We start from the raw sequence: 5,102 nt of genomic DNA, 5'->3' as shown, positions 1-5,102 counted from the left end.
GGCCCGCATTCACGGCCTTGGTGTAGTGCTCGGCTTCGATGGAAACGTAGGGCACGGCGGCCGCCGGGGCAGGCGCGGCGGTGGGCGCAGCCCCGGCAGGCAGCGTCACCACCTCGGGCATGATGTCGGCCTTTTCGTCGTGCCAGGAGGTGTAGCCAATGTGCATCTGGTCCATCATGTGGTTCCATTTGCCGCCGGCCAAGGCGTGGTAGCGGGCTTTGATGGCCGCATCGTTGGCAAACAGGGCCCGGGCTTTTTCGGCCAGGGCGTTGGTGCTGGGCTGGTTGGTTTTGGCAGCTTCGCGGTTTAGGGCCACCGTGTAATACAGCTCGTTGAGGTTGGCGCAGGCCTGCACGGGGTGTAGCACGAGCTCGTAGAAGGCGTCGCGGGAGGTGGCGGGCAGCTGCTGATTGATGGCTTCGGCGCGGGTGCGGAGCTGGGTGTAGTCGGCTACTACTTTGGCCCACTCGCCGGTGGCCAAGCTGTAGGTGTTGGCGTCAATCAGCTCGGGCTTGCGGCGGCCGTTGTACTTAGCGTACTTGGCCAGGATGTCGGCAATATCAGCGGCGTATTGTGGGCCAAACTGCTGGCTGGCCCAGCGCTGCGTGTAGGCTGCCACCTGGTCGGCCCCGATTTTGTCGGGGTTCCAGGCGTAGTCGAGGAAAAACGAAATCGGTAGCTCCATGGGCTTGAGGTCGCCCACGTTCACAATCCAAATCTGGTTCACGCCGTGCTCGTAGGCTAGGTGCATTTGCTCGCGCACGCGCGGCAGCGGGTTGGTGTTCAGCCAGCGGTAGCTGCGCGGGCCGCCCACGTAGTCGAAGTGGTAGTAGATGCCGTAGCCGCCGGCGCGGGGCTTCTCCCCCGCTTTGGGCAGCTTGCGCAGGTTGCCCCAGTTGTCGTCGCAAAGCAGCAGGGTCATGTCGTCGGGCACGCGCATGCCCTTGTCGTAGTAGTCCTGCACTTCCTTGTAGAGGGCCCAGAGCTGGGGCGTTTTCTCGGCGGGCCGGTGAGTTTCTTCGGCCAGAATTTTCCGCTGGTCGGCCACGATTTTTTCGAGCAGCGCGATGTTACTGCCCTCGCTCATGGGCTCGTCGCCGTCGCCGCGCATGGCCATGGTCACGATGCTTTCGTGGCGGCCCATGTTGCGGATGCCCTGCCGCCAGAAGCGGCGCAGGGTGGTGTCGTTGGTCTGGTAGTTCCACGGGCCGTGGCCGTAGCGCTTCCACTCCTGCTGGGCGCGCAGCATGGGCTCGTGGTGCGAAGTGCCCATCACGATGCCGTACTCATCGGCCAGCCCGGGGCTGAGCTTGTCGTCGTCGTTGAAGGCGTTGCCCCACATGGCCGGCCACAGGTAGTTGCCGCGCAGGCGCAGCAGCAGCTCAAACACGTGCGCGTACATCTTCGAGTTGATGCCGCCGAATTTTTCCTTCGCCCAGCCCGTGAGAGCCGGCGCTTCGTCGTTCAGGAAAATGCCGCGGTACTTCACCTTGGGCTCGCCCAGCGAGTGGCGGGCCGCCGGAATCAGCAGGGTGGCTTGCGGCTGCACCGGCACATCGGCCCACCAGTACCAGGGCGACACCCCAATCTGCTGCGAGAGGTCGTAGATGCCGTAAATCGTGCCGCGCTTGTCGCTGCCGGCAATGACGAGGGCGCGGGCCACGCCCGGCATCGGGTTCTCCACTACCTGCCGCACAAACACTTCCCACTTGCCCGCCACTCCCGCAACATTTAGCTTCTTGGCCTTCACCAGCGCATCAATCAGCGGGCTTTTGCCCAGCGTGCCGATGAGGACAACTTCCTTGCCGCCGGGCTTTTCGGTGCTGAAGCCGGGCGTGAGCTTGGTGACGCGCTGCACGTCGGCCTGTAGGTCGTGGGCGGCGCGGAGCACGCCGGGCCAGTCCGCCGCGCTGACGTAGATGGGCGCGGTTTTGCCCGCCGCGGCCAGCGTGAAAGCCCCTTTGGCTTTGGTGGCCGATGCCGTGCCCGCCTTCACGGGCAGCACCGCCTGAGCCGGCGATTCAATGGCACCCAAAAGTAGCGCCAGAGCCAACGGAGCAGCTGCTGACCACTTAAAAATTAGAAGCTTCATGAAGTAGCGATAATGGCAGTGGAAAGGAACACGCCCCAATGGCGTCAGACGGGGTAGAGACGCAATATTTTGCGTCTCGTCGTTGAACGATAACGCCTGAACGACCTGCTGACGGCACGGCCCCGGTCGTTCAACGACGAGACGCAAGATGTTGCGTCTCTACACTGTTCTACCTGGCCGCCTGCAGCACGGCCTGCAGGGCCGGCTTGGGCTGGTAGCGGCGGTCGAACAGCAAGGGGTAGCTGGTGCGGCCCCGGATGGGCCAGTCGTTCAGCCAGGAGTCGTTGTCCGTCACGCCCCAGAGGGTGATGCGGTCAATCACGGCGCGGTGCTTGTGGAACAGGGCAAACAGGTCGGCGTAGCGCTTGGTCAGCTGCTGCTGCACCGAGTCGGGCAGGCCGGTGGTGTACACGTTGTATCGGGGGTCAACGCCGAAGGTTTCGGCGATGTCGGCGCCCTGGCGGCGGCTGGGGTTGGGCAGCACGTCGATGTCGAGCTCGGTGAAATTGACGTGCACGCCCAGCTGCGAGAAGGCCACGATGCTGGCCTCCACCTGCTCAATGCTGGGCTTGGTGAGGCCGTAGTGGCCCTGCATGCCGATGGCGGCCACCTTGATTCCCTTAGCCTGCAGGCTTTTCACCAGCTTGATGACGCCGGCCCGCTTTTCGGGGCGGTACAGGCTATAGTCGTTGTAGTACAGCTCCGCTTTGGGGTCGGCCTGGTGGGCGTACTCGAAGGCTTTGGCGGCAAAATCCTCGCCCAGTATTTCCAGCCATTTGGTTTTGCGCAGGTCGCCCTGCTGGTCGTCGATAGCTTCGTTCACCACGTCCCAGCCCGCAATCTTGCCCTTGTAGCGGCCCACCACCGTGCTGATGTGCTCCTGCAGGCGCCTGAGCAGCAGCTCGCGGCTGGCGGGCCGGCCGGCCCCGTCCTCAAACACCCACCTGGGCGTTTGCTGGTGCCACAGCAGCGTATGGCCGATGGTAAACATCTTATTGGCTTGCCCGAAGGCCACGTAGTCGTCGGCGGGCTTGAAGTTGTACTGGTCGGGCTGCGGGTGCACGGCTTCCCACTTCAGCAGGTTTTCGGGGCTGATGGTGTTGAACTGCTGCCGGACGATGGCCGCCGTCCGGGGGTCGCGCCCGCTAATCACGCGGTTGTTGAGGGCGGCGCCCACGTAGAAATCTTTCCGGAAGGCGTCCTTCAACGGCCGGTCGGCCATCGGCCCGAAGCCGAGCCCGAGGCCGGCCAGCGCGAGGTACAACAACGCGTGCTTGCTTTTCATAGAGTAGGCGAAAGGAATGGACGGCCGGGCATGCGCCCCGGTCGGCGCGGGCACTGCTTACTTCAGCTCCAGCACCACCACCGACTGCGGCGGCAGCTCCACGGCCAGGTTGGCGCCGCGCTTTTTGGCGCCCGCGAAGCTGGCCAGCTGCACCGTGTTGGGCTTGTCGAAGGTGTTGTAGTCGTTGACTTTGGCGGAAGTCAGGATGCGGCCGCTCACGGTTTTCCAGCTCACGCCGGGCAGCGCCGTGTCAATTTTCAGGGTTTTGTGCGGGTCGAGGTTGACGAGGGAGATGTGCACGGCCCCGGCCGCGTCCTTCGAGGCCGAGGCATTCAGGGCCGGCAGCTTCTGCCCGTTCAGCTCGTAGTCGGGGCTGCTGAAGCGCAGCGGCAGGTACTGCGCATCCTGGTGCACCTGGTAGAGGTCGAACACGTGGTAGGTGGGCGTGAGCAGCATCCGGTCCTTGTCCGTGAGGATGAGGGCCTGCAGCACGTTCACGGCCTGGGCCAGGTTGGCCCCGCGCACCCGGTCGCAGTGGTTGTTGAAGATGTTGAGCGTGGTGCCGGCCACCAGCGCGTCGCGCAGCGAGTTCTGCTGATACAGGAAGCCGGGGTTGGTGCCGGGCTCCACGTCGGTCCACACGCCCCACTCATCTACCAGCAGGGCCACCTTTTTCTGGGGGTCGTACTGGTCCATAATGGCCGCGTGGCGGGTTACCACGTCGTCCATCTTCAGGCAGTTTTTCAGGGTGTTGAAGTACTGCGCCTCATCGAAATTGGTGGCCGAGCCCTTGCTGCCGGTCCAGCTGCCGGTGGGTAGAGTGTACTGGTGCAGCGTCAGCCCCCACATCTGGTTCAGGGGGATGTTTTTCATGCACGTTTCGGTCCAGTGGGCGTCGTCGCCATTGGCGCCGCTCACGATTTTGCGCAGCGGCGGCGAGCCGGGGAAGTTGTGGGCGAAGGTGGCGTAGCGCTTGTACACATCGGTGTAGTACTCGGCCGTCATGTTGCCGCCGCAGCCCCAGCTTTCGTTGCCGATGCCCCACATCGTCACGCCGTAGGGCGCGGGGTGGCCATTCTGGGCGCGCTGGCGGGTCAGGGGCGTGTCGGCGTTCGAGTTCAGGTATTCCATCCAGCTGGCCATTTCCTCCACAGTGCCGCTGCCCACGTTGGCGGCCAGGTAGGGCGCGCAGTGCAGCAGGCCGCACAGCTCCAGAAATTCGTGGGTGCCGAAGCTGTTGTCTTCCACGGCATCGCCCCACCAGGTATTGATGCGCGGCGGGCGCTGAGCCGCGGGCCCGATGCCGTCGCGCCAGTGGTAGGCGTCGGCGTAACAGCCGCCGGGCCAGCGCAGGTTGGGCACTTTTATCTTGTTGAGCGCCGCCACAATGTCTAGCCGAATCCGGCCCTGCTGCGGCGCTTTTGCGTCCTTATCGGCCCAGAAGCCGCCGTAGATGCAGCGCCCCAGGTGTTCCGAAAAGTGCCCGTAAATGTCGCGGCTGATGCGCAGTTGCCCATCGCCGGGCTGCACGCTCAGTTGTACGGTTTGGGCCGAAATACCGGCCGCGCCGGCCAGGCCCAGCGCCGCCGCCACCACAAGGCGCTGAAATAGATTCATATGCTCAGAAAAACCGTCAGGTAGCTAAATGCCGTCGCGCTCATCGGCAAAGTTGGCGGCGGTGCACCCCGGCCGCCGGGCCACTGGCCCAACGCAGGTGGCGGCCCG

Annotated in this window: 3 protein-coding genes; all 3 read right to left on the bottom strand. The window is 64.4% G+C overall.

Annotation, left to right across the window (positions count from 1 at the left end; all coding sequences use genetic code 11):
- The coding region (locus tag ACYVDE_RS14085; RefSeq protein ID WP_460502178.1) for a glycosyl hydrolase 115 family protein at positions 1 to 2,092 on the bottom strand (2,092 nt) is incomplete at its 3' end.
- A 169-nt stretch (positions 2,093 to 2,261) separates the two neighbouring features.
- Positions 2,262 to 3,377: an endo-1,4-beta-xylanase gene (locus ACYVDE_RS14080; RefSeq protein WP_460502177.1), complete on the bottom strand. Its 1,116-nt coding sequence runs from the start codon at positions 3,375 to 3,377 to the stop codon at positions 2,262 to 2,264.
- Positions 3,378 to 3,434: 57 nt separating this feature from the next.
- Positions 3,435 to 4,994 carry an alpha-N-arabinofuranosidase gene (locus ACYVDE_RS14075; RefSeq protein WP_460502176.1) on the bottom strand — a complete coding sequence of 520 codons (1,560 nt, stop codon included), beginning with the start codon at positions 4,992 to 4,994 and terminating at the stop codon, positions 3,435 to 3,437.
- Between the last annotated feature and the right edge of the window lie 108 nt (positions 4,995 to 5,102).

It is taken from the genome of Hymenobacter agri (genome assembly GCF_054778495.1).
Note: the sequence above shows the minus strand (reverse complement) of the source record. Positions and strands in the feature narration are given on the sequence as shown.